The sequence below is a fragment of the Methanobrevibacter sp. genome (assembly GCF_017468685.1).
Taxonomy (GTDB): domain Archaea; phylum Methanobacteriota; class Methanobacteria; order Methanobacteriales; family Methanobacteriaceae; genus Methanocatella.
The window spans coordinates 1-26,460 of sequence record NZ_JAFUHT010000080.1; the positions used below are offsets into that span (position 1 = coordinate 1).

Below are 26,460 nucleotides of genomic sequence, written 5' to 3' on the forward strand. Positions count from 1 at the left end.
AATAAATAATGTAAAACTCTATGAGCATATAATAATCTAAGTATTTATTTCAATACTTCAATTAATATTTTGAATAAACTTATATATAAAATCTGTGAAATGTATTTTAACTATGTTTGATAAATAGATATTTGAGTGGTGAAGTCATGTCAATAAGTCCAAAAGATATATTGAATCAAAATAATAATTTAAACAAACGCATTGATATAGATAAAATTAACTTAAATAATGTGTCAGTTGATGATTTAAGGTATAATGGTAAAAATTATGATGAATATATTAATTTGATGTCTTTGTTGGAGAATGTTTCTGCTTGTCAGGTTTCAGATGCTTTTAATGGAATTTCCAGAAGGTCTGGTGTAATTCAGTCAATCAAACCAATCAACAATCAGAAAGTTTTCGGATCCATTTTCACTGCTGAAACTACCAGTGATGATTGGGGAACTTCTGCATTGGCAATTGATGAAGCCAGTGAAGGAGATATATTATTTTTTAAAGTAGATTCTGAAGATAAGGCTATTTGGGGTGAACTTGCTTCTACATGTGCAAAAGATAATGGCATTAAAGCTGTTGTCATTTATGGTTCTGCAAGAGATTTGGATGCTCTTTTGTATATTGATTTTCCAGTATTTGCATCTAATTTCTGTCCTAATGCAGGATCTGCTTTGGGTTTAGGTAGCTTGAATGAAACTATCGAAATTGAAGGATTTAAAATTAATCCAGGTGATTTTTTCATTGGTGATGAATCAGGCATTGTTGTAATTCCTCAGGAATTATTCACAAAAACCATGGTTGCAGCATTGGAAGTAAAAATTAAGGAATCCAATATTATAAATGAAATTGATGATGGCAAGTCTTTAGCTGAAATTGTTGGACTCAAATAGAAAAACATTTAAATAGAAATCAATATTTATATATAAATATATCGATACCTTTATATATAACCTATTTCTAATTATATAAATGATACAGATTTGATTTTAAGTTTGATTTTATGAAATTTTTAGGAAATAGTTTGCATATAGCAAACTCTGGAAAATTAATAGCAAGGTCCACTAAAACACCTTCACCTGGTGGTATAGTATTTGATAGTAATAAGAATAAAATTGGTAAGGTTAATTATGTTTTTGGACCTACTAAAGAACCCTATATTTCTATTCGTTTGTTCAAATCAGCAAATCGAGAGAAAATAGAAAAAAATTGTGGTGAAAAACTATTTGTATCAAAACCAAAATCCAAAAAACCTAGAAAAAGGAGGATGAAACCACGACACAAAAAGTAAAAGAGGCTCCTAAAAGAGGACGCACAAGAGCCATACCTGATAAAAAACAAAAAAATGTTTATGATGATTCAAAACAGACAGTATGTCCAGAATGTGGTTCAGAAGAATTAATTGGTGACTATGAAAGAGCAGAAGTTGTTTGTGCTCGCTGTGGATTAGTTATTGATGAAAATCTTGTAGATATGGGTCCTGAATGGAGAGCATTTGACCACGAACAAAGAGACAAACGTACAAGAGTTGGAGCTCCAATTACTTACACTATTCACGATAAAGGTCTTAGTACAATGATTGACTGGAGAAACAAAGATATCTACGGTCGTGATATTCCTGCAAGAAACAGGGCTCAATGGTATAGGTTAAGGAAATGGCAAAGAAAAATCAGAATTTCCGGAGCTACTGAAAGGAATTTGGCATTTGCATTAAGTGAACTTGATCGTGATTCATCAAGACTTGGACTTCCAAGAAGTGTAAGGGAAGCTGCAAGTGTTGTTTACAGAAGTGCAGTAGACAATAAGTTAATCAGAGGAAGAAGTATTGAAGGAGTAGTTGCTGCTTCATTATATGCTGCATGTAGACGTTGTAATGTACCACGTACTTTAGATGAAATTGCTGAGGTTTCTCGTGTAACTAAAAAAGAAGTTGGAAGAACCTACAGGTTCTTAACTCGTGAATTGAATATTAAATTACCACCAACTTCTCCAGTAGATTATGTGCCAAGATTTGCATCTGAATTAGGTTTATCTGGTGAAGCACAATCTAAAGCCATTGAAATAATTGAAAAAGCAATGGAAAAAGGATTGACTTCTGGTAGGGGACCTACTGGTGTAGCGGCTGCTGCATTATATATTGCATCTGTTTTACTCGGTGAGAGAAAAACCCAAAGAGATGTAGCAGATATTGCGGGCGTAACTGAAGTTACCATACGTAATAGGTACAAAGAATTAACTGAACAATTAGAAATGGGTGTAACTTTATAGTTTGCCTGGATTAATGAAGTAATTACTTTATTAATCACTTTTATCTTTTTTTGGAGTTTATTATGAATAAAAAATTATCTGCAGTTATTATAATTGCTGTCATTCTTATTATCGTTGGAGGATATCTAATTATTACAAATCCTTTTAGTGAAAAGGTGATAGATGAATCTTCAATAACTTTAAAACCACATGATTTCGATAGTTTTTCAATAGATATTCCTGAAGGCTCAAACTTCACTATTCAAAATGAAATGGATGGAATGAAATCATATCAGAATAATGGAAGTTATGGAGATAATTTTTCAAGAATAATTATCAATAAAAACCTGACCGATTCATTAATTGGGGATAATTCTCAATCTATCTTAAACACCAGTGAAGAACAGGTTTATTCTTCTGTTTTTAAAAATGATACGATCTATAAATATGTATCAATACATGATGGTGTGGATATTATTCTTATTGGTGATGATTTGAATCTTTTAAAAGAAATTGCTGATACTATAGAGATTAAAGATGTTAAAAATCTTTAATCATTTTGAATATTTTTCAATTCTGTAAATTAATTCTTTTATTATGCCTTCATTATCTGTTTTTTTAACTTTGGAAAGTTTCTTTTCATATTTTGGAAGTTTTTCTAAAAAGCTTTTAACTCTTGTGGCATTCATCACTTCATGGTATTCGCCATAACCCAAACGCTGCACATAGTATCCGTTTAGTGTCTGTTCAAAATTTCCAATAGCTGGAACTGAGTAAATAGGTTTTTTAAGTGAAATTGCCTCTGAAATAAATGTAAATCCTCCATTACATATCACGGCTTTTGCAGAAGCAAGGTCTTCATAAAACACATCTTCATTAAATTCTTTGTATGTTAAATTTCCATCGGTTTTATTCACATTGAATCCATATACGATAAAGTTTTCATTTTTCAAAGCTTTTAATTTACGAACAAGCTTTCCACTTTCTTTACTTGTTTGATAGACTATGATGTGATCGCCATTACTTGGCTTGAGTTTTAAAATATCTTCACGAATGACCGGAGGATATATCACAGCATTCTTTTTAGCCCTGACTGGTGGGTAAAAGAAACTGGTTAGAATATGGACTTTCGGTTTTACGACGTATGTTTTAATCACTCCTTTTGCTTTAAGCATTTCCATTCTTTTGCTTGCAGGATAATGGATTTTAGTTTGAGTGATCATATGGATATTGTCTAAACTGATTAAAGGAATGTCCAGAAGTTTTGATACCATTGTCGCATATATTTCAAAATCAGTGACTATTGCATCAGGACGCAATTCCCTTGCTTTTTTATATAGCTTTTCATATCCTATTTTCATATTTGTAGGGTTTCTTTTTAAGGCATTTGATAATGTCTTGAGATTATTAACTTTATTGTTAATGTAGACAGTATTGAAACCTCCAATTTCATAAACATTGTCAAATTTTGAATTTAAATAGTTATAAGCCCGGTCGCTTGAAAAAATATAAACGTCGTATTTTTCTTTTATGCGTTCAAGAATGACACTGCTTCTTATTGCATGTCCCATTCCTTCACCACAGATGCAATAGAAAATTACCTTTTTTTCCCTATTCTTTTTAATTTTAAAACGAGATTTGGTGGAATTTATTTTTTGAATGGACTCATCATAGTTTTCCTTGATTTCATTGATCATTTCAGTTGTTTTATTCAGTCTTTCAAGTCTGTTTGTTGTGATTTTTTCATGTCCATGGTCAAAGTTATAGTTGAGCTCTTCGGCATCTGTTCTTTTTCCCAAAAAGTCATTAACAGTACTTTTGCCATATTGTCTTATTAGTGTTTCAATGCCTTCTTCTTCCAGCCTTCTGGTTGAAACACCTATTTTTGCATTTCTTAAAACTTTAAAACGTTCTTTTTTAGCTAATCTTTCAATATAATCAGTATCTTCGCCGAAATTCAATTCTTCATCAAAACCTCCGCATGCATCATGGAGTTCTTTTCTTGCAATTATTCCATAGCATCCTGCTCCGTGAGGCTTTATCTTTTCAACACTTATCATGAAGTAATTTGCAAAATCATGGTATAATTTGTCTTCTACTTTGTTTGACATAGGCACCATTTGGGTAATTGCTATTCCCAGCCTTTCCATTCTAAATTCATAAATGACATTGCGCAAATATTCATCGGTAAGCTTCAAATCCGAATCTAAAAATAGTAAGTATTCTCCTTTTGCTATTTTAGCACCATTATTCCTACCTACTGCAGGTAAACCTCCATCAACAACTATGCATCCATATGATTTGGCTATGTCTCTTGTTTTATCAGTTGAGTTGGCATCGGCCACTATAATTTCATAGTCATCAAAACTTTGCTTTTTAATGCTGTCTAATAAAACTGGGAGGTACTCCTCTTCATTATAAGTAGGTATGATAATGCTTAATATCATATGTTTAAGTTTATTTTTTAAATTAATAAGTTTTTTTAAAATTTGTCTATTTTTGCAATTTAAACTAATTTAAGTTAATTTCTCGAATGAACTTTTCTTACAGATGTAATGTTATTTTAACTTAAATCAATATTGTTTGAAAATTGGATTTTGCATAATGAATTTGTCTAAATATTTTTAAATTCGTATTGTTTATATTTAATTTATCTTTTTAATTAACAGATTCGTATTTTTCTTTTATTTATTTTTTTACTAACATTTGCTAATTTACTGTATGACAATCTTTTCCGAGTAACTCAGAATTTTTTACACATTTTTAATTTATCATTATTTGCAATGCATGTTTTTTATTTAAGATGTATAAATCCTTTAAAATAATATTTGGGTATTATTTAAGCTTATTTAATTATTTAAAGCATTTACAGTTGAAATGCACCTCTCTTTATTATTAATTTTTAACACTTTCTTTTTTGCTCAGCATTGTCATTGCAATAATTGTTAATAAAAATCCGCAAGACATTAGTATTGTCGGTGTTGCTGAATATATTGCAAATCCAAATATCAATGCTGCAAAAGGTTCTGCACCGGATAGCAATATGGATGATACTCCTGAGTCAATATGCTTCAAACTGACTGTTGAAAATATATATGGTAATGCAAAAGAGAATGTTGAGTGTATTATTAGGAATATAACAGATAATGACGGATTAATATTAATAAAATCATTGATTTGATTAAAACTTGTAAATGGGAGTAATGCAAGGGATATGAATATTACTGAGTAAAATAATATGGTATATGTGTGTGTTCCGCTTTCAATAGATTTTTTAGAGCTCATCAGATAAACTGCCCAAAATAGGCCTGCACCGATTCCTGAAACAATTCCTATAAAAGGGATATCTGATAAACTGGTCTCCAAAACTCCTGTCATCAAAACACATCCAAAAATCGCCAGTATCATACAAATTATTTTTCCGGATGTGATTTTTTCTCTAAATAATACATAAGCAAAAATCAAAACGTATATTGGAGCCAGGGATAAGAGTACTGCTGCTAGTGAAAGTGAAACTGTATTCATTGATTCATTATAACATAGATTTAGTCCTATTATGCACATTGCACAAACCAAAAACAATGGTAGGTCTTTAAAATTAATTTTTAACAGTTTCGTATCAGTCAATAAGATTGCAATCAGAATTGGAATTATGGCTATTGAAAACCTTAAAAACAACAATGTGGTTGCATCAATTCCGTTTTGGGTTAAAGTGCGGACAAAAATTCCGCTGGATCCAAACATAAAACCTGCTAATATTGGAAGAATAAGATAGATTTTTTCATAGTATCATCATAAGTATGAATAAATATTCCATGATACGGTGTAGTATTCACACGAATTGTTCAGGGGAACCTTCAAATCATTTATTAGTTTCATTTCATTATAGTTTGGGTCAATATGATAAGTGGTTTTATTCAGGTCAGTTTTTTCCCAATTAATAATATTAGCACTTACATTTCCCAATTCAATATCTCCACTTGGATTAACAACATCTACAGTGTAATAGTCAGGTTCTGCTCCTGCAAATGCTATTGTGAATCTTAAAAATATAATTGCCAACACTACAAACCAGATTAAAAAGCGATTAAATAAATATCTGACTTTTTTAGATTCATGTTTTTTATACACTGGTTGTATTAATTCATTTTCTTCAAGTAATCTCTTATCATTCAATGCTTTACCTATAATATAATTAATGTAATAGCCGTTTCTGTAAACTAGATACAGTCCAAATAATCCTACATATGATGGTGTTGCAAACATTCCTCCATCAAGGATTCCAATCAGAAGGCAGCTTGAAAAGGTCGCCATCAGGAAATTTGTAAACCATGGACGTTTCTGAATGGATAAAATCAGGGTTGCAAATAATATTGGAATAAGTAAAACTGCTAAAAATGCAAAATTTGGGAGGTAAGCATATAGGCCGACGCCAGTGTTAATGTCACTTTGAATGAATGGTCCAATAATTTGAGTTAAAACTTCTCCTAAAATGGACTTTAATAAGTGAGTATGCAGAATACTTGTGGAACTCATGCCGTTAGTCATGGAGCAAAAAACTGTATTGAGTCCAATGCCCATTTGCAACCTAAAGATAACTTCAAGCAAAATTCCTAAAATCAATAAAACTGCACCTAAAACAATGGAAATCTTTAAATATTTGGTTGTGTCAATATCTTTTTTAATAATTTGTGATGAAATTAGAAACAAACCTAAAAGACCAAAAAATATGATGTCTTTTCCTTTTGATGATCCCATTAAAAATAGATAGGTAACAGGTCTGATAATTGGAGTTAACATATCTGTGAAAAAAATTATGCCGGCAAGTAATATGAATGCAGCTCCAATTAAAATAGTTTTATTAATCTTCATCAACAATACTTTAATTATTAATACTTTAAATAAGTGATGTTATGTTTCCCATAGAATATTTCATAGGATTGATTCTAATAGGTATATGTGCAGGATTTGCATCAGGACTTCTAGGTGTTGGTGGAGGATTTTTAATCGTACCCTTACAATATTTCTTGTTGAAATATATTGGGGCGGAACCTAATCTTGCAATGCTAATCTCACTTGGAACAAGCTTGGCAATTATTATCCCAACATCATTAAGTGGAGCATACAGGCACACCAGAACTATGGACAATATTATAAATCCTGGAATTCGCTTTGGAATATTCGGAATCATCGGTGGAGTCATAGGAGGATTTGTTGCATCAGGACTATCTTCCAGAGTATTGGAAATAATATTCGGATGTTTGTTGTTGTTCATAACTGTTAACAATATTGTTAACATCAATAAGGAAAGGGAAGAAGCCAGAATTCCAAATAACATGGTCGTAACAGCTATTATCGGTTTGCTTGTGGGATTCTCATCAGGGCTCCTGGGTGTTGGTGGAGGAATATTCTTAATAGCTATTCTAACAGCACTTCTCGGATTTTCCATGATTGAGGCAATAGGAACCTCATCAATATTCATCAGTTTGACTGCAATCGGAGGGTTCCTGTCATATATTGTTTCAGGATGGGGAGTCAGTACATTTCCATATTCAATAGGTTATGTAAGCATCATTAATTTCTTATTGATTGCATGTTTTTCCGTGCCGTTGGCTTCAATAGGTGCAAAATATGCTCATAAAGTTCCGCAAAAAAAGTTAAAAATTATTTTTTCAATATTGGTATTGTACATGGCATTGAAAATGCTGGGAGTACTTCCTTAAGGTGATAATATGGAGAGAAAAACCGGAGAAAATTTTGATGATAAAACTGCAGAAGATATTTTTGACAAATTAAAAAATGTTGAAGGTAAAATTAAACCCAAACGCAAGGGCAAGTTTGACAATATAACTAATCTTATGCAGGAGGCAGAAAGCTTAGTAAAAGACAATAATTATGATGAAGCTATAAACTTATATAAAGAAGTTATTTATATCTTGCCAGATTCATCAAAAGCTTATGAAGCCATTGCAAATATCTATAAAAAGCAAAGTGATGTCGAAAGCGAAAAAGACATTTTGAAAAAAGCCATAAGTAACTGCAGTAAAAACACTGAGTTTAAAAAAAGATTAGATGAAATAAAATAATTAAAATAATTCTAGCTGATGCTAGAGTTAAAGTTTCATAACAGCATTCTTATAATAAAACCAATAATGAATAGTGCAATTGCAAAGTAGATTATGAATCTTCCATGTTTTTGGTATAGTGGTGTGTCTTTTTTGAAAAAAACCAGAACAGCACCATATAGTAATCCAATAATTGGAGAGAGTAATGCAATGATGTATCCAATGATTGGAATAATTATTGTTCCTTCATTTTCCATCGTTTCACCTCTTATTTTTTAAATGGATTAATTTTGTCTAAAATTCCTGATGTAACAAGTCCGATTGCAGCATTATATATCATATCTGCTTTTGCTTCATCAACGCCTAATTTTTCACTAATTAACTTAGTGATTGTGTCTTTGTTCTTGTTTCCAGCTAAAAATGTACTTTCTAAAATTCCATTTACGCTTGCTGCCTGGTTGGTATCTAAACCAGTTTCTTTACTTAATTGTTGTATGAAATCTTCTGCATTTATAATATCACCTATGAGATTAATTTAACGCCCATGCCCATTGCACATATTTGGATATTGTCTCCATTAAGTCCAATTAGGGCGTAGTTCATTGATAAATCTAAAACTCCATTGCCACCATTACTTTTAATTTGATTTGCAAGTTTAATCAAACATTCATCTTTTCCTTCCTTAATTTTTTTCAAATGTTCCTGTTCTTTTCTTTCAGGTTCCAAATTGATTAGCCTAACATCTTTTTCGATAATGACTTCACTTTGATAAATGCCGATAATTGAATGTTCCATATCTTTCAAATCAGTGCTTGTAATGAAATAAAAACCCAAATTATTAATTGTTTCATTGCTTGCAGCCTCATCAAAGTAAGGAATGGGTTCAGTTCTTATCTCGACTGATTGGGGTTCCCAATGAAACAATGATCTGTTTTTGATACGGATTTTAAGATATTTACCAAAATTCTTAAAATGATTGATGAAATTTGATAATATTCCTCCGAGTACAACTAGAATAATATAATTCACCAATGTTGGAAACGCCGCTTGCAATATAATTATTATAGAACCTGCAGTAATCAGATTAATTCCTAATGTGGGGTTTTTTAATATAAAACTATAAAATGTTGTATAAATAAACAGGATAAATGCACTAATGGCTCCCACATTCTCTCCAATGATTTTATTGGCCAGTACGGTTTCGACATAGCCTGCAGCTACTGGTGCAAAAATCAGTCCTAGATTCCATCCGAAAATTGCTATGTTGAAAAATAGAAAAATTCCATATACGAAAAGACCTACTGCAGTGCCTGCACCGATACAGATGATTGCTTTTCGTGTATGTTCCAAATCAATTTCTTTATTTTTTATTTTCATGCTATTCGTATTTTATAGCAGTGCCATATGCGGTTATAAGTATGGTGTTTCCCATTGTACCGCCAAGATTGTCATAAGAAATTTTAAGTCCAATAATAGCATTTGCACCTAAGCTTTCCGCTTTTTCAATCATACTGTTCAGTGACATGTCACGGGCTTTTTGTATTTCTTCTTCATATCTGGATGTTCGCCCACCTACAACATCACGAACTCCTGAAAATAAATCCTTATAAATATTGGCGCCGATTAAGGATTCGCCAGTAACCAATCCCTTATATTCAATAATTTCCTTATTTTCAAGAGTGTTTGATGAGGTTAAAATCATTATATCACTATTTCATGAATGTCATTACTGCCCATATGATTAAAAATATTGCAATAACTACATATAGTATTAATTGTGATCTTTTTCTTTGTTTTAATCTTGCATCCCAGACTTTTTGACAATCCGGTGAGCATACAAGTTCATTTAATGGTATTGGGGTTCCACAAATTGGGCAATGTTTATGAGGGTCTACTGCCATTTTATCATCTCCTTATATTTTAAAAAATTCTTTAGTATTTTTGTTAACTTGAATAGCTAATTCTTCAGCATCAATTCCCATGCATAATGCAATTGTATTGAGGATATGAGGTAAATATTTCGGTTCATTTCTATTCTTTTTAGGTTTGAAATCAAAGTTTTTTGGTATTAGGAATGGTGCATCAGTTTCAATCATTAACTTTTCAGGTGGAATTACACTCACTGCTTCCTGCAGGTCTCTTCCTCTTTTCATGTCACAAATCCATCCGGTTACACCAATGTAACAACCTAAATCGACATAATTCTGTGCTTCAACTTTTGTTCCGGTAAAACAGTGAACAACAGATTTTTCAATGACTCTGTCATGTCTTTTTAAGATTTCATATAAATCCTTATGAGCTTCCCTTTCATGTAAAAACAGGGGCATATCAAGTCTTTCAGCAAGTTCCACTTGAGCTTCAAACCATTTCCTCTGAAGATCTTGCGGTGAAAAGTTTCTGTTATAGTCAAGTCCGCATTCTCCAATTGCAACAACACAATCATTTTTAGCTATTTTTTCAAGTTCAAACATGCTGTGGCCATTGCAGGTTTTTGCATCATGAGGATGGACTCCTGAAGTTGAAAATAAGGTTCCAGGATATTTTGAAGCATATTCTGTAGCTAACTGGCTGGAATTGACATTGGTTCCAGTAATGATGAACTGTTTAACTCCAGCTTTTTTAGCTTCTTCAATGATTTCAACCCTGTCTTTTCTAAAAGACTTATGCATTAGATTTAAGCCGATATCAACAAGATTATCCACTTTTTCACCTATTCATTAATGACTCTGGTTCCTACAGTTTCACCGTTTACTGCTTTTATTAGGTTTTCAGGTTCAAAACCGTTTGTAATGACTGTTTCTAAATTGGATCTTTTAATCATCTGAACTGCAGTAGTGTCAAAGAACTCATAGGTTCCTGCCTTAACATCTTTACCGCTTAAAAAGTCAAGTAAATCTGTAGCGGTAATTTCAGGAACAAGTTCTGCATCATCGAATTTATTAGGATCTTTGGTGTACATTCCATCAACAGAAGTTAGGTTAATGAGTTTGTCTGCTTTGATGTATTCTGCTAATATTGCTGAAACTGCATCAGTACTGTGTGCAGGTTCAGTTCCACCCATAACAATTATTTTTCCGGTAGCTGAGAATTCAAGAGCTTCCTGGAAATTATGAGGCACTCTTTGATAAGCTGCATCTCCAAGAGCAGATAACATTAGTTTAGCGTTAATTCTTGTAACTTCAATTCCGATATCATCACATTGTGCTTCGCCAGCACCTAAATCACGAACAACACCAATATATTCTCTTGCAGGTTTTCCTCCACCTACAACAACAAATAATTCATGTTCTTTTGACAGGTCTTTTAAAATAGCACTGTATTCCTGGAATTTTTTACAATCATATTCCTTAAGTAAAATTGATCCTCCAATTGCAACAACAATTTTCATATATTCACCTTATAATAATTTATCATTGCAATATTATTTAAAGTTATAATTAACAAATGTTATATCAACAGATTAAGGTGTAATAATGAATCTTGAAAATCAAATTTACGTTAGAAAATCATGCAGAAATTATACTGATGAAGAAATCGACATGACTCCAATTCACGAATTCATATCAAATGTTAAACCGTTAGATGATTCAATCAAATATGATTATGAAATTTTGACTAATGATAAAGTTAATATTCGCACTCGCTGGCAAGCACCGTACTACTTGGCACTCTTCAGCGAGAAGAATGGAAATTACTTGGAAAATTTGGGTTTCATATTCCAACAGCTTTCCCTATATCTTCAAAGCATTGATATTGGCAGCTGTTGGGTGGGAATGGCTTCCTTAAAAGAAAAAAGAGATGATTTTGTTATTTCAATTTCTTTTGGAAAATCCGATAAAATGACACGTGACAGATCTGCTTTCAAACGTAAAAGTTTGGCTGAGATTTCAGATTACGCAGATGAAAAGCTAATCCCTGCACAGCTTGCACCGTCAGCTATTAACTCACAGCCATGGTATTTTAAACATTCTAATGATGGATTTGACGTATATCAAATTAAACAGAATATTATTAAACGTCAGGTTTTAAAAAAGTGGAATCCAATTGATGTTGGAATATCCCTGGCCCATATGTATGTTGCCAATGAAGAGAATTTTGAATTCTATAAAAAAACTGATTTTGAAAATATTAAAGGTTATACTTATACTGGAAGTATTAAAATTTAAAAAAAAGAAAAAAATAGAGGATTTAAGCTTCCTCTGTAGCTAATCCTTTGTACAATAAACCTGCAATGACTGCACCGACAATTGGAGCTAAAATAAATACCCAAACTTGTTGCAATGCTTGTCCTCCAAGGAAAAGAGCAGGTGCTAAACTACGTGCCGGGTTAACAGAAGTACCTGTTAATGGGATTCCCATAATGTGTACAAATGCTAATGTTAAACCAATTACAATACCTGCAACAGCACCATTTTCTGCTTTTTTGGTAACTCCGAGAACTGTAAATACAAATACAAAGGTTAAAATAATTTCTACAAGAATAGCTCCTACAACATCTAATCCTACACTAGATGCAGAGCCGAATCCGTTTTGACCAAGACCAGTTGCTGCATATCCTCCAAGACTTGGAGCAGAGTTAATGATTACTGCTAAAAGAGCGATACCTATAATTGCACCGATACATTGGAAAATGATATACATTATCAAGTCTTTTGCATCAATTCTTCCATCAATCCACATACCGATTGAAACAGCTGGATTGATGTGACATCCTGAAATGTCACCGATTACATAAGCCATAGCTACGATAGATAAACCGAATGCTAATGCAATTCCAAGATTACCTAAAACAGAACCTGCTATAGCTGCACTTCCACAACCGAATAGTACAAGAACCATTGTTCCTATTAATTCTGCGATATATTTTTTCATAAATTTTCCCTCAGTGTAACATTAATTCTTCATTATATTAAAATCTTCTTATTCTTTTTAAGAATAAATATGCAATGAATAAAACGAATAATATTAATATGAATGGGAATATGTGTAATAATATTGAATCGTTTACTTTATCGAAGTGATATTCACTTTCAAAGCCCATATGTTTTGCATCTGTATGATTCTGTGTAACTTTTGCAAAGTTATATAATAAGTCATAATATCCTATATGTGCTCCGTCATATTCAATTGAATCAGGTGCTCTTCCATTTGCATCCATATACTCTCTGACTATTCCTCCCATCTTGAAATAATCATAAACTGAGTATGTGTCTTTTGCTAAAAATGAAATTCCCATTGGATCTTCTGGCTCGTCATATGCTTTTGGAATATCTAAACCGTTTCCATTTAGATAGGAACTGGTTTGATATAAAAGCTGAGGACCAGTATAGTTACCGTAAGTTCCTTTCATTTCTGTATCATTGCTTTTTATTAGAGCTTTACTTGCATTGGCCATAACTGCTGGTTTTATAATGTTGTGTGTAATTAAACCGTCGCTTAGAATTTTTGTATCGTTTTCATGAGTGTTAACGATGTCTACAATTTCTTGTGCGATTTGTTTGTTCATTTCTTCATCATATCTGGCTAAATAACCGTCATTTGCATTGTCTGGGAATTCTTTTGTTGGTTGTACATAGTAAATTCCAGCATTTTTAAGAAATGTTCCCGGGTCATGCATTCCAGCTAGGCTTTCATTTGAATAGTTGTCGTCCCATGCTCTTCTTAAGAAGTTTGTATTGTTGTCTAAATCATAACTTCCGGTATTTACGAATACAATTTGTTTTCCTGAGTTTACTGTTGATGTGGCCAGTTGCAGGTAATTTCCGGCATCCGATGCCGCCAGACAAATGCTCACATCACTTGTCACTTCTATTGCTCTCCACCCCTCTCCAGGTGCAGGGGCCTGATTGTCAACGATTACTTGTAGTTCTCCACCACTTATTTCTTCTATATAACTTTTTATAGAATTTAACATTTTTATATCGTTATCATGGTCTATAATAGTATCTGATGTGATAAAAACTGTTTTTGCAGCACTCACATCTTGAATAACTGGTGCTATTATCAATATTGCCATGATAAGTATTGCAATTTGTCTTTTCATGTCTCTTTACCTTGGGTATTAATTATGTTTTAATATTATTTTTATAAATAAAATAGTTTTCCCACAGATTTTAATATTTACTTTAAAATGTAATATTTTAACTTAAAAACAATATTGAAGTCTTTAAAAGCATAGTTTTAAATAATAATCAGTTTAATAGGTATTTTGAGGATTTAGAAAGATTATCTTTTATTTTAAGTTAAATATTGCTTTGATTTAATAAATTTTGATTTTGACTTTTAAATTGGATTTGGCTAATAAATTTTGGCAATTTATTTATTTAAAATAAGTTGTGTTAGGACATTATTTAAAATGTTCCTATTAATTTATGGTCATTTTGCAAATTTGATGGTGTGAATCATCATTTTTTAATCTAAAACTGAAAATAAAAAGATTGATTGCTAGTTAATAGCTTTTTGTTAATTAATAGTGTTTATAATCGTCCTCAGATAAGGTGATTTAAAAATGTTAAATAATAATAGAAAGATGATTATTGGAAGAAATTTCTTATTTTGTCTATGTATTATTGGTTTGATGTTTACTGCATTTGGTGTTGGTGTTGACAATTCATTTGCAGCCGAATTAAATGATACAGTTGATGAGGTAAGTTTGGAATCTGATAATGTGGAACAACTAGAAAATTCTCAAAAAAATGAAATTTTGGAGGTGAATTCTCAGGATTCACAAGATTTGTTGGGTGCTACACGTACTCCAAGTGGAAATATTTATAAAAGTATTCAGGATGCAGTTAATGCAGCTAATGCGGGAGATACAATTGTATTAAAAGGAACTTATCGTTCAAATGGAAATGACTATATTAAAATTACTAAGCCTCTGACAATAGTTGGGGATTCAACAGCCGTACTTGATGGAAGACATTTGTCCATTGCCATGGATATTAAAAGTGGTGGTGCGGGCACTGTGCTGAGAAATATTAAATTCATCAATGGTGAAGGTGATCTGGGATCTGCCGTTTATGTTCAGGCGAAAAATGTCAGAATTGAAAATTGTATATTTGAAGATAATCATGCAAACAAATGTGGTGCAATTCACACTGAATGGAATTTAAACACTGTTTCAGGATTGATTGTTGACAATTGTCAATTTAGACGAAACACGGGTTATTATAACAATTTCAATGATGAATCTGCAGGTGCGGCAGTAACTATGTTTGGTATGGATTCAGAAGTTCGAAACTGTGTTTTTGAAGATAACTGGGTTAAGGCAAGAGGAGCTGCATATGGGGGGGCAATACAAGTTGGTTTGGATTTGCCCGGCTCTAATGCAAAGGTAACTAACTGTGTTTTTAAAAATAATCGTGCAATAAGTCTCACATCAAGCTCTCATGGAGGGGCAGGATGTGTTCGTGAAGGATCTTCTTATACCAACTGTATATTCATCAATAATTTTGCTAATGAGGGAGGTGCATTGACTTTCCATTCATCAGGTGTTATTAAAAACTGTACATTTATTGACAATAATGCTGACATCTATGGAGGTGCACTTTCCACAGGATTATTATATGATTATATGGAATTAAGTGTAATCGATTGTAATTTTGAAGGAAATACTGCTCCAAAAGGAGGTGCAATTCAAGCAAACGGTTTGAATATTCTCATTGACAACACTAAATTTAAAGGTAATGTTGCATCTCAAAATGGTGGCGCCATCAATGTTAAAGCACAGGAGGTTACAATTAGAAATTCTGTCTTTAACTCCAATAAGGCAAATGTAGATGGTGGGGCCATTTTCATTGATGGAATAAACACTGTAGTTGACAATTCACAATTTGTTGCTAATGAAGCGATTCCTGATGTCAATAAACTTGAAGACGGATTGGGAGGAGCTATTTATGTAAATAGTGAACTTGCCCATATCAAAAATAATTCATTTAGATATAATACTGCAAGAAATGGAAGTGCAATTTATTATGATAAATTCGGTAAAAAGCTCACTTTGGAAAACAATGTCTTCTCTCAAAATCAGGCATGGGTTTATCATTTGCCGATTTATGCAGAGGATATCTATTATGAAGATAGCGAGCACATTAAAGTAGTTCTGTTCGGTGGAAATAATCTTGCGGACTTTGATAATCTTGAAGTGTCAAATGCAATTTATAATGCAGCTGACAACCTTAACATCATGATGGATAATCAGTATCCGTTGGATGGAGCAACCAACAGTGGAGATTTATATCAGGACGGTCGTGAATATAACATTCACGTTTTACTAACAGTTCAGCATGAGGATGGAACATATGTCTATAATGAGGTTGGTCATACAAGTTATTTGGGAGAAATTTCTGTTGATTTGGATAATCTGAAACCTGGAAAATATTTCGTTTCAGCAAAACATTATGAAGACAATTACTATAAGGCAATTACAAATGTAACTTCATTTGTCGTAAAACCGAAAGTGGATAATGAAATCACTAAATCAGTTTCAAAAGAGACTGGAAACTTTGAAGATATCGTAATATGGACTATTACAATTAAAAATCATGGCCCTAATAATTCCACTGGTGTTAAAGTAACTGATGTATTGCCTAATGGATTAATCTGGTTAAACGACACTTCAAATGGCAAATATGACCATAACAGTGGCATTCTTGATGTTGGTGATTTGAATGTTGGTGAAACATTTACATTTGATATCATTACAATAGTTGATGCTACCGGAGACATAGTCAATATCGCAAATGTATCTTCAAATGAATTTGATACAAACACTTCCAATAATTATGCCGAAAAAGGTATTTTCATAAATCCTGCCAGTGATTTGGAGGTTATCAAAAGCGTTTCAAATACTCAACCAAACTATAAAGATCAGATTGTGTGGACTATCCAAATAATCAATAATGGTCCGGATACTGCCCACGATGTTGAAATGAAAGATGTGCTTCCTAAATCTTTGATTTTCATTGATTGTGACGGCGATTATGATAACGTTTCAGGAATCTGGAAAATAGGAACTTTGGAATCTAATAAAAAAATAACATTGAACATCCGCTGTATTGTTAACGGCACAGGACAAATTGAAAACTTTGTCAAAGTCAATGGCAGTGAATATGACTATGATTTAACAAACAATAATGATACAGAAAGAATATTTGTAAATCCTGCTAGTGATTTGGCCATTGTCAAAACTGTTGATAGGGATAATGTTAATTTTGGAGACACTGTAAAATGGACTTTAACTATTTCAAATAACGGTCCTGATGTGGCAACAAATGTCAGGGTTGTTGATTCATTGCCTGACGGATTCATATATGTTGATTCTATTTTAACAAAAGGAAAGTATGAAGATGGTATTTTTACAATTGATGCATTAAATGTTGGTGAAACAGTAACTATTGATATATTTACACTTGTTGAAGCTACCGGTGAAGCTAATAACTTTGCAAATGTAAATTCTGATGAGTATGATTATAATCTAACCAACAATCAGGATGATGAAGATATTTTTGTAAATCCTGCAAGTGATTTATCAGTTTCCAAAACAGTCTCTAATCCAAATCCGTTATATCATGAAAATGTTACCTGGACAATTGTGGTTGTCAACAACGGGCCGGATGTTGCGCACAATGTAACTGTTTGTGATTTGCTTCCAAATTCATTAGTTTGGATTTCAGATGATAGTTTGGGCGAATATGACCATTTAAAAGGAATTTTATTCATTGAAGAATTGGGTGTTGATGAATCATTCACCTTAAATATTGAATGTATGGTTAATGCAACCGGTTCAATCCAGAATGATGTGTCAGTCAATGCCAGTGAGTATGATTATAACTTGACTAATAATTTCGACAATGAAATCATTGATGTTGAAAAATCAGCCGATGTATATGTAATCAAATTGGTCAATAACACTTCACCAAATTATAGGGATTTGGTAAAATGGACATTGATTGTTTCCAATAATGGGCCGGATAAGGCAACTGAGGTTTATGTTGAAGATTCTTTGCCTGAAGGTTTATTATTGGTTAACTATACTGCTACCAAAGGATTTTATGATGATGGCCGTTGGGTAGTGTGCTGCCTGGAGAATGGTGAAACAGAAACCCTTGAAATTATTTGCAGGGTAAACAAAACTGGTGAAATCACCAATTTTGCATCAATCCATGCTCATGAATATGATTACAATGAAAGCAACAATAATGACAGTGAATCAATTGGTGTTCCTCCAGCGGTGGATTTGAAAGTCATTATCGACGTGAACAATACCAATCCAATTTTTGGTGAACGTGTCAGCTGGCTTGTTTCTGTAGTGAATAATGGTCCGGATAATGCAACTGGTGTTGTATTAGAAGACATTTTGCCTAAAGAGTTGATTTATGATGGATATGAATTGACAAAAGGAACATTCAGTAATTTAATTTGGAATATTGGTAACTTAAACGTCGGAGAAGTGGAATATTTGAACATAACTACTGTTTCAAATGATTTAGGCATTATTACAAATAATGTTGGAGTTGATGCCAATGAATATGATTGGAACATGTCAAACAATTTCGATGATTCCCATATTGATGTTAGACCTATTGCAGATTTGTCAATCATTAAATTGGTAAATAAAGATTCTCCAAAATATGGCGATAAGGTTAAATGGACATTGATTGTAATGAATAATGGTCCAAATGTAGCAAATAACGTTAAGGTTAAAGATGTGTTGCCTGAAGGATTAAAATATCTTAGTTCCAATGGTGATTACACAGGAAATATCTGGAATGTTGGACGTTTAAATGTTGGTGAGCAAAAAACAATTGAAATAGTTTGTAAAGTTATTTCAACTGGTAATTTCATTAATAATGCTGATGTATGGGCAGATGAACTTGATCTTGATGAGTCTAACAATCATGCAAGCGAATCAATCAGTGTTGCTCCGGCTAGCGATTTGGCAGTAACTAAAATTGCATCAAAATATCATTATAATGTAGGTGATGTAATTGAATATGTGATTGAAGTTGTTAACAATGGTCCTGATACTGCTCATAACATTAAAATAACTGACATATTGGATGATTTGTTAAAACTAAAATCATTTAAGGTTTCTAAAGGTAAATTCAATAAATTTACAAATGTCTGGACTATTCGTAGCCTTGGCTATGGTGAATCCGCTAAATTAATTATCAAAGTTGTTGCAACTGGCTCAGGCATTATAAAAAACACTGTTGAAGTAACCAGTGATACATTTGATTATGATAAGTCCAATAATAAGGATTATGCCATAGTAAATGTGACTAAAAAACATTCCAATGATGTTTCAAACCCTTCTAAAAATAATATGAATGTAAAAATGCCAAGTAATCTTCAAATGCATCAAACAGCTAATCCGTTTATGCTTTTGGTGGTTTCTGCACTATTCTCTATAATATTTTTAGGAGACAATATTTCAAGGAAAAGATAGATTAAAGTAGCATTTTGCTACTATTTTTTATTTTTTTTAAAACGATTTTTCAAAATTTTCCAAGTATATGAATTATTAATTTTGTGCTTAATTATTTTATATGTTGTAGCAATAACTGCTCAAATAATGCTCCAATTCTGCAATTTAAACAAAACCTTTAAATAAAACTTTTGATAAATAATTAGTTAGATATTGATGTAATAATAATTTTTTGGAAAAATTACTCATTGACTCAATATTTTTAAAAACTCAAAAGAGGTGTAATTATGTCTGAAGAAGAAATGATTGAAGAAACTTCTGAAGAATTTGTCGAAGAAGATGAAGAAAAATTACCTTTCGCTAAAGCTGAAGTTGTACGTTTAATGAAAGAAAATCTTGACGACGACAAAATGATTAGGGAAAGAGTAAAAGTTGAAATGAACAAATTCTTAGGAGATGTTTTGAAAAATGTATGTAAGCAATTAAATGATTACCCATATACAACTATTGAGTATGAAATGCTTAAAGAGTCCACTTATCCATACACAAACATTGAAAGAATTAATCAAGAAAAAGAAAGAATCTTATTACATTTAGAAGCTATTAAAGCAGATTGTAATGCATTAGCTATGGATGTTCAAAAAACTTTAAAATTAAAAGATGTTGTTGAAGAAGATTCATTTGTAAGCTTCTCAGCAAACGATGAAGAAGAGGAAGAAGAATAAATTCTTCCTTAATTATCTTCAATATGACTAAAACCTGTTTTTAATTCACTTAATTCCTCTTCAGGAATTTCAAGAATTTCCACATTTTCACTTACAATATTACTTTGTCCGAACGGATCAAGAATAATTAAAGTGGCAGTGCCATTGCCTTTTTTAAGCTCCTGAATTTGATTCAAAATATTATTTGCATTTTTTTGGGATTCAGCATCATCAAACAAATTCAATGCTTTTTTTACTGCACTCTCGAAACGTGTAAGAACACCTTCCACATTTGTCACATAACCCTCGGATTTTGGACCAGGTTCCACTTTCACACCAAGTTCTGGTATGATGACTGTTGCAGATTGGGATCTTACAACTCGAATCGACAGATTATTTCTATTTATTTCAAGAACATACTTTGCAGGATCATTTTGTTCAAGTGCAATAATGTCTGAGTGTTTAAATCCACATGATGGACATTGTATGGTTGTTTCCATTACTTTACCAAAGTGAGGTATTTCAATTTCTTTCATTATTGATTTTGCAACACCTTCAATGCCGCATGCAGGACATTTAATTATCATTTCATTAATTGTTTCATCATTCATTTAAAACATAACCTTTTTTGTTTAATTCGTTAACAATTTTTTCTAATCTTTCGGGATTGGAGGCACATATTGTAGTTTGCCTATATTCGGATAATTTATACAATTCATTCAAGTATTCCTTTTTACTTTCATCTTCATTAATATTTTTCAGGAATGTATTTGCTGATTCGCTATCTGAAACGCCAATATTTCTTATTAATGGTTCTTTAAAACCTTTGATGTTATAGGTTATTTTTTCCAAGGTTCCTTTATTTTCATTAATAATTATATTGATAACGTCATCCAAATCTTCAACTTCGTTAATAAGCTTAATTGTCATGCAGGATTTATTTATTATGCCTAAAATCTTTTCTAAAGTCTGGTCAATGGATTCGGAATTGATGATGTGTACATTATTTGTTCTTGCTTGATTTAAAAGATGGTCATGGATTATTCTGTTTTCCTTAAAGAAATCAAGCTGTTTTCCACCTCTATGTATTTGAACAGCTCTTTTAACAAATCTTTCTTTATGAGACTCCTCATCGGAACTTAAAATGAAAAAGTAAATGTTGGCGTAATCACTGAATTGTTCAGTGTTAATCAATCCCGGAACTAAATGAACTCCCTCTATGATGATGTCATCATAGTCAGTAATCGCTCTTTGAATAATTTTTTCCAAGGCAGGAATTACATATGATGCATGGTCATCAAATCCTGCAGATACTAACTCATCATAACTGGTGTATCTGCTTTTATTTCTAATGTTTTTATATGCATCATAGGAGGAGCTATGCAGTGCTGGAGCGTATTCTTTACCTATTATTCCTCTGACGACTGCTCTTATAAAATCACTTTCAATTAAATGTTTAATATTCAATTTTTTAGCCAATTCAGCAGCAATAGTTGATTTTCCAATTCCTGATGCACTTCCAATTAAAATTACATAAGGTTTTCTCATGTGCATTCTCCAAAAAAGTTTTTTGATTATGTCTTATATATTTAAATTATTCTTATAAAAACATTATACTTTATTAATGTGAAAAATTATAATTAATTATAATAACATTTTTTTAAAATTATTTTTTAAAAATTTAATATAATAAATTACATGATTAGTTATAAGTTATAAATTATAGGTAGGGGTGAAGTTTTTGTATTCAGTTAAGTCAGTTAAAGATATTCAGGATTTAAATCCATTTATAGTTGTTGGTTGTGGAGGTGGAGGAGAAAAATTCTCCAATCTCGAAGGTATTGAAACAGTAGGATTCATTGACGACGATGTTAAAAAGCAAGGAAAACAGTATTGTGGTCAAATCGTATCTAGCAGTTTGGAAGAATGTTTAAAAGATGCGCCTGAGGCTAAATCTCTGGTTATAATGTTGCCAATCGGTGCAGAAGGAACTGCTTTAAAATATGCTGTTCAAGCTATAGATGCAGGTTTAAATGTTGTCACTTCTTTTAGATCATTATCCATTGAAGAAAATTTATCTTTAAAAAAGTTTGCTGATTCAAAAAATCTCATAATTAAGGAAATCGGTCCTCGTCTTGATGTTGTTGAAAGAATAGCTGGTGTTGCCCCTAAAAAATCATGTGAAGTTTTACCTAAAATATCTTACACTCCTAAAGCACCAGTGATATTCGTTGGAGGAACATCTCAGGAATGTGGAAAAAGAACCACTACTAAAATGCTTGGTTTGGCAAGTAGTGAAAGAGGATTAACTCCTGCAATAATTTCAACTGATGAAATGGGATTGGAAGAACCGACTGATTTTAACTTTAGGGCAGGAAGTTTATCTGCAATGGATGTTCCGTCTGCAGTATTGTCTGCTATAAAATATGTTGAAGAAACTAAAAAACCGGACATTATTTTCATTGAAGGTCAATCCAGTTTAACTGAAAACGGCAATCCTCATCCAAGAGGTTTGTCTGCAGCAATTTTAATTGGTGCTGCTCCTGATGCAGTTATTGTGGGTCATAGGCCTAACCATCCATATAGGGAACCTAAAGGTATTGAAGAAGAAATTAGAGCTATTGAAGCTGTTGAACCGACTAAAGTTGTAGGTTTATCTATCAATCTTAAAAATGCTAGTTTAGATTTGTGTACTGAATACTTTGAGGATACCTATAATTTGCCTGCTGAAGATGTTTACAATAATGGCGCTTCTAAATTGTTAGATGCAATATTTGAATATTTAGAGGAGTAATTTAAATGAGTTTTACAGATGATTTGAAAAGAAGTTTAGGCTTTGAAGAAACAGAATCTAGCAAAAAACAGAAAAACAATGGGCCTAGTATTATGGATTCTATTCGAGAGGTTTTAAAACCTAAAAATCCTAATAGGCAACAAGCTAATCCACAACAGCAATATAGGCCAAATCCACAACAACAATATAGACCAAATCCTCAACAGCAATATAGGCCAACTCCTAGACCTGCACAAAATCCGGCTCGTCCTCAACCAAGACAAGCTCCGATTTATGATGATTTTGATGATGTTGTGATTACTCCTGAACAATCATTTTATGAGATTGTTTTAATCAGACCAAAAACAATTGATGATATCAATTATATTGTCGATCAGGTAATCGAAGAAAAAAATCCGGTCATTGTTGATTTGTCATTTTTGGAAAAAGAAAGTGCTCCTAATTTTAAATTAGCTGGAGATAAAATTAAGCAAATGAGAGCCAGATATGGAGCTCAGGCTTTATTGCTTTCACGTAGTGAAGAGAAAAATTTAATTATTATCTCTCCTAAGAAAGTAAAAGTAATCAATAAAGGATAAGTAGATTGATTTCTACTTTTTAACTATTTTTTAAAAAAACCAGATATCTGGTAAGTACATAAATTACTAAAACTGTAGCTATAACTATTTCTATATTCAAGATGCTGTTCAACACAGCATTCGGACTAATTTTTGTATAAATTCCTTTAGTTGCAAGAGCGCTGATGACAAATGGGAATGTAAATGCAGCAAAACTTGGGTAAAAATCTAAATTTCTGAATTTAATGAATTTGTATAATGCAAATATGTAGCATATTGCTGCAATAATGTATAATCCAATTGCAAACTCATTTGAAATGCTTTCAGCGGAATTCAAATATCCTACTATCAGTATGCTGAATAATGCTGTAAAAATACATGTTAAAGGTTTGTTCATGTCTGGAATTTTCCTGAAGATAAATTCACGGTATACAACCAGTGGTGTAGTTATTAACATTCCTATGAATCCTATTATGAAGAATATGAAATCAATTTGGCGGATTCCATGAATGTTTGCAGTGATTGCGGCCAGGGTAATTCCAACATAGACTATCCAGTAGGTGGGATAGACATTCGAAATATTAAAATCACGTATGATAAAATGACATGTGAAGTAAATTATTAATAAAATATGGAGCACAATTCCAATAATCCATATGGTATATGCAATACGAGGTATAAATGGTTGGAGATATGTAGATAAAATCATTAAACTCATTGAAAATGTGCCTGAACTGCTTACAATCACAGGATTTTTGAAGTCTTCCTTAATTGAATTTGGGTATAAAATAACTTTAAAAACAATTAAAATTAAAAATACTGCTCCAATGCCTGCACATAGGTATCTCAGGTATGGATGAATGTCTTGAAGTAAGTTTCCAAGAGAAAACAATGCAAGGATTAGTCCTGAAATTGGAACAGGTATCTTTTCAATGAAATTCATGTTAATCTTTTAATCTAAAAAAGTTTTTGGCATTCTTTTCAGATACTTTCTCAATATCGCTTTTCTTAAATCCTTGTTTTGTTAATTCACGTATTGTTTTAGGCACTGAAAGAGGATCAGATTCTTTATTGCTGATATCACTATTCAATAAGAACCTGTCAAATCCATAATTGTCAAGAATGGAAATTGCTTCGAATTTGTCCATCTTTTGAGGCTGTACGGTTAATCCCAACATGCAATCAGTATCTATGACGTCTTCAACAACATTCGGATTTATATGGTCAATTACTGCTTGATTTTCATCAATATGCTGTGGGAGGATATCTAAAATCTCTTTTAAAACTTCCCTTTTGTTTTTTCTGGGGGTATGAATGATTACTTTGGATTTGGTTTCACTTGCAATGTCTAATTGCTGTTTGAATATGTCGATTTCATTTGCAGTCAAATCCTCAAGTCCAATTTCACCAATGGCAATAATGCTGTTGGTTTCAATCCATTCGTATAACTTTTCAAATATTTTTTCAGGGTTAACATAGGAGTTTGTCGGATGGATTCCTAATGCAACCTTCAATTCAAGTCCATGCTCTTTTGCCCTTTTGGTATCTAACTCAAGTATTCTATTTAAATGATTTAAAAGCACAATGTCTTGAGGTATTTTATATGGATAATAACTGCAGGTAATTGCACAATCTATTCCAGCTAAATACATTGCTTTAAAATCTTCTCCGCTTCTGGCATCCGCATGCATATGTGTATCTATCATTTTTATCTCCATATCAATTTTTATCAAATTTTAATATATTTTTCATCTTTAAAAAAAATATCTAATAATTTCATCATTTTTAAAGTTTTTGCAAGTGCGATTTTTCACATTTGTTCACTTAAAGTTAGTTTATATGCTATGGTAATAAAAATATGGATGTAAGTAATACCACATAGGTGATTAATTTGAATGAGAATAAAAACTATTTAAAAAACTATGATAATGTATCTGAAGATGTAAAATATGCTGCAAACTCAATAATAAGATTAAAAATCTTAGCTTCATTGTTTGAAAAGCCACAAAATATGAAAGAGTTAGCAGATAATACTAAACTAAATTATAGCTCAATTTCAACCACACTAAATGGATTAGAATTAAAGGATTTTGTTTACCGTGAATCAAACAAATATTTTTTATCTAATTCGTTAAAAGTACAAATGCAAAATGTTTTGGAGCTTAAAGAAGTTGTAAATCTATTGAATAAATTTTTCAACATTATTGACGGACATGTCGTTGACATGGTCCCTAATAAATCTGTTGCAGAATTATATCTTTTAGGCAAGGCAAACCTTCTTGAATCCAAAGGCATCGATGCATATAAGATTAATAATTTTATAGAAAATGCATTGAATGATGCAGAAAGGGTACGTTGCATTCTGCCTTTTTACCATATCAGTTTCAATGAAAAGCTCAATGATTTGGTAAATGATGACAAACATGTTGAAATATTAGTTTCTCAGGAAATTTTTAATATTTTTGAGAGAAATTCTGAAGCAAAATATCTGTCTTCATTTAAAGGAAAAAATAATTTCTTATTAATCGTTACAGATAAAATGATGATTTTAGGTTTGTTTAAGGAAGATGGTCATTTTGATCAAAACCGATTGTTAACCTCTAAGAATAGGGATGCATTAAAATGGTCCAACAATCTGTATAAAACATTTAAAAAGAAAAATAAATGAGTAGTA

27 protein-coding genes are annotated in these 26,460 nt (G+C 31.9%); 12 read left to right on the forward strand and 15 right to left on the reverse strand.

Annotation, left to right across the window (positions count from 1 at the left end):
• The first annotated feature begins 146 nt into the window (after positions 1–146).
• From IJ258_RS10285 to IJ258_RS10300, 4 genes are all read left to right on the forward strand, one after another.
• Positions 147–884: an RraA family protein gene (locus IJ258_RS10285; RefSeq protein WP_292806574.1), complete on the forward strand. Its 738-nt coding sequence runs from the start codon at positions 147–149 to the stop codon at positions 882–884.
• Between the two features lie 110 nt (positions 885–994).
• Positions 995–1,282, forward strand: a complete 288-nt coding sequence (locus tag IJ258_RS10290; protein ID WP_292806576.1) for a Gar1/Naf1 family protein — start codon at positions 995–997, stop codon at positions 1,280–1,282.
• 32 nt (positions 1,283–1,314) lie between these two features.
• On the forward strand, positions 1,315–2,259 hold the full coding sequence (locus IJ258_RS10295; protein WP_292806661.1) for a transcription initiation factor IIB: 945 nt from the start codon (positions 1,315–1,317) through the stop codon (positions 2,257–2,259).
• Positions 2,260–2,321: 62 nt separating this feature from the next.
• Positions 2,322–2,792: a hypothetical protein gene (locus tag IJ258_RS10300; protein ID WP_292806578.1), complete on the forward strand. Its 471-nt coding sequence runs from the start codon at positions 2,322–2,324 to the stop codon at positions 2,790–2,792.
• Here IJ258_RS10300 and IJ258_RS10305 read toward each other — a convergent pair whose 3' ends face one another.
• From IJ258_RS10305 to IJ258_RS10315, 3 genes are all read right to left on the reverse strand, one after another.
• The gene (locus IJ258_RS10305) at positions 2,793–4,685 is read right to left on the reverse strand and encodes an MJ1255/VC2487 family glycosyltransferase (RefSeq protein WP_292806580.1); all 1,893 of its coding nucleotides are present in this window, start codon (positions 4,683–4,685) and stop codon (positions 2,793–2,795) included.
• A gap of 448 nt (positions 4,686–5,133) precedes the next feature.
• A complete protein-coding gene (locus IJ258_RS10310) occupies positions 5,134–5,982 on the reverse strand; it encodes a DMT family transporter (protein ID WP_292806582.1) in 849 nt (282 codons plus the stop codon).
• A 48-nt stretch (positions 5,983–6,030) separates the two neighbouring features.
• On the reverse strand, positions 6,031–7,110 hold the full coding sequence (locus IJ258_RS10315) for a hypothetical protein (protein WP_292806584.1): 1,080 nt from the start codon (positions 7,108–7,110) through the stop codon (positions 6,031–6,033).
• Between the two features lie 41 nt (positions 7,111–7,151).
• Between IJ258_RS10315 and IJ258_RS10320 the strand changes: the two genes are divergently transcribed.
• Together IJ258_RS10320 and IJ258_RS10325 are read left to right on the forward strand one after the other, a co-directional pair.
• Positions 7,152–7,961 carry a sulfite exporter TauE/SafE family protein gene (locus IJ258_RS10320; RefSeq protein ID WP_292806585.1) on the forward strand — a complete coding sequence of 270 codons (810 nt, stop codon included), beginning with the start codon at positions 7,152–7,154 and terminating at the stop codon, positions 7,959–7,961.
• A gap of 9 nt (positions 7,962–7,970) precedes the next feature.
• On the forward strand, positions 7,971–8,324 hold the full coding sequence (locus IJ258_RS10325) for a M48 family metallopeptidase (RefSeq protein ID WP_292806587.1): 354 nt from the start codon (positions 7,971–7,973) through the stop codon (positions 8,322–8,324).
• A gap of 35 nt (positions 8,325–8,359) precedes the next feature.
• Here IJ258_RS10325 and IJ258_RS10330 read toward each other — a convergent pair whose 3' ends face one another.
• The 6 genes from IJ258_RS10330 to pyrH form a co-directional block, all read right to left on the reverse strand.
• On the reverse strand, positions 8,360–8,560 hold the full coding sequence (locus IJ258_RS10330; RefSeq protein WP_292806589.1) for a hypothetical protein: 201 nt from the start codon (positions 8,558–8,560) through the stop codon (positions 8,360–8,362).
• Between the two features lie 265 nt (positions 8,561–8,825).
• A complete protein-coding gene (locus IJ258_RS10335) occupies positions 8,826–9,680 on the reverse strand; it encodes a hypothetical protein (RefSeq protein WP_292806591.1) in 855 nt (284 codons plus the stop codon).
• Position 9,681: 1 nt separating this feature from the next.
• The gene (locus IJ258_RS10340; protein WP_292806593.1) at positions 9,682–10,005 is read right to left on the reverse strand and encodes a YbjQ family protein; all 324 of its coding nucleotides are present in this window, start codon (positions 10,003–10,005) and stop codon (positions 9,682–9,684) included.
• A 7-nt stretch (positions 10,006–10,012) separates the two neighbouring features.
• Positions 10,013–10,204, reverse strand: a complete 192-nt coding sequence (locus tag IJ258_RS10345) for a DUF2116 family Zn-ribbon domain-containing protein (protein WP_292806595.1) — start codon at positions 10,202–10,204, stop codon at positions 10,013–10,015.
• A 12-nt stretch (positions 10,205–10,216) separates the two neighbouring features.
• Positions 10,217–11,005 carry a TatD family hydrolase gene (locus tag IJ258_RS10350; RefSeq protein WP_292806597.1) on the reverse strand — a complete coding sequence of 263 codons (789 nt, stop codon included), beginning with the start codon at positions 11,003–11,005 and terminating at the stop codon, positions 10,217–10,219.
• An 8-nt stretch (positions 11,006–11,013) separates the two neighbouring features.
• Positions 11,014–11,691: a UMP kinase gene (gene pyrH, locus IJ258_RS10355; RefSeq protein WP_292806599.1), complete on the reverse strand. Its 678-nt coding sequence runs from the start codon at positions 11,689–11,691 to the stop codon at positions 11,014–11,016.
• A gap of 85 nt (positions 11,692–11,776) precedes the next feature.
• Between pyrH and IJ258_RS10360 the strand changes: the two genes are divergently transcribed.
• On the forward strand, positions 11,777–12,469 hold the full coding sequence (locus IJ258_RS10360; protein ID WP_292806601.1) for a nitroreductase family protein: 693 nt from the start codon (positions 11,777–11,779) through the stop codon (positions 12,467–12,469).
• Positions 12,470–12,491: 22 nt separating this feature from the next.
• On the opposite strand, the gene IJ258_RS10365 is transcribed toward IJ258_RS10360, so the two are convergent.
• Both IJ258_RS10365 and IJ258_RS10370 read right to left on the reverse strand, forming a co-directional pair.
• Positions 12,492–13,175 (reverse strand): MIP family channel protein, encoded by a 684-nt coding sequence (locus IJ258_RS10365; protein WP_292806603.1) that lies wholly within the window; start codon positions 13,173–13,175, stop codon positions 12,492–12,494.
• Positions 13,176–13,212: 37 nt separating this feature from the next.
• On the reverse strand, positions 13,213–14,346 hold the full coding sequence (locus IJ258_RS10370; protein ID WP_292806605.1) for an adhesin: 1,134 nt from the start codon (positions 14,344–14,346) through the stop codon (positions 13,213–13,215).
• A 465-nt stretch (positions 14,347–14,811) separates the two neighbouring features.
• On the opposite strand from IJ258_RS10370, the gene IJ258_RS10375 reads away from it, so the two are divergent.
• A complete protein-coding gene (locus IJ258_RS10375; RefSeq protein ID WP_292806607.1) occupies positions 14,812–19,752 on the forward strand; it encodes a hypothetical protein in 4,941 nt (1,646 codons plus the stop codon).
• Between the two features lie 266 nt (positions 19,753–20,018).
• Positions 20,019–20,456 carry a hypothetical protein gene (locus IJ258_RS10380; protein ID WP_292806609.1) on the forward strand — a complete coding sequence of 146 codons (438 nt, stop codon included), beginning with the start codon at positions 20,019–20,021 and terminating at the stop codon, positions 20,454–20,456.
• An 8-nt stretch (positions 20,457–20,464) separates the two neighbouring features.
• Here the strand turns inward: IJ258_RS10380 and IJ258_RS10385 are convergent, their stop codons facing one another.
• On the reverse strand, positions 20,465–21,046 hold the full coding sequence (locus IJ258_RS10385) for a ZPR1 zinc finger domain-containing protein (RefSeq protein WP_292806611.1): 582 nt from the start codon (positions 21,044–21,046) through the stop codon (positions 20,465–20,467).
• On the reverse strand, positions 21,039–21,983 hold the full coding sequence (locus IJ258_RS10390) for a 3H domain-containing protein (protein WP_292806613.1): 945 nt from the start codon (positions 21,981–21,983) through the stop codon (positions 21,039–21,041). Before IJ258_RS10390 ends, IJ258_RS10385 begins: the two co-directional genes overlap by 8 nt.
• Positions 21,984–22,176: 193 nt before the next feature.
• On the opposite strand from IJ258_RS10390, the gene IJ258_RS10395 reads away from it, so the two are divergent.
• Complete coding sequence (locus IJ258_RS10395; RefSeq protein ID WP_292806615.1) at positions 22,177–23,229, forward strand: DUF1611 domain-containing protein; 1,053 nt, start codon at positions 22,177–22,179, stop codon at positions 23,227–23,229.
• A gap of 5 nt (positions 23,230–23,234) precedes the next feature.
• Positions 23,235–23,807, forward strand: a complete 573-nt coding sequence (gene sepF / locus IJ258_RS10400) for a cell division protein SepF (protein WP_292806617.1) — start codon at positions 23,235–23,237, stop codon at positions 23,805–23,807.
• Between the two features lie 19 nt (positions 23,808–23,826).
• Here sepF and IJ258_RS10405 read toward each other — a convergent pair whose 3' ends face one another.
• Complete coding sequence (locus IJ258_RS10405) at positions 23,827–24,729, reverse strand: TDT family transporter (RefSeq protein ID WP_292806620.1); 903 nt, start codon at positions 24,727–24,729, stop codon at positions 23,827–23,829.
• A 1-nt stretch (position 24,730) separates the two neighbouring features.
• Positions 24,731–25,492, reverse strand: coding sequence for a TatD family hydrolase (locus IJ258_RS10410; RefSeq protein ID WP_292806622.1), 762 nt, complete (start codon positions 25,490–25,492; stop codon positions 24,731–24,733).
• Between the two features lie 176 nt (positions 25,493–25,668).
• On the opposite strand from IJ258_RS10410, the gene IJ258_RS10415 reads away from it, so the two are divergent.
• Positions 25,669–26,454: a winged helix-turn-helix domain-containing protein gene (locus IJ258_RS10415; RefSeq protein WP_292806624.1), complete on the forward strand. Its 786-nt coding sequence runs from the start codon at positions 25,669–25,671 to the stop codon at positions 26,452–26,454.
• The last annotated feature ends 6 nt before the right edge of the window (positions 26,455–26,460 follow it).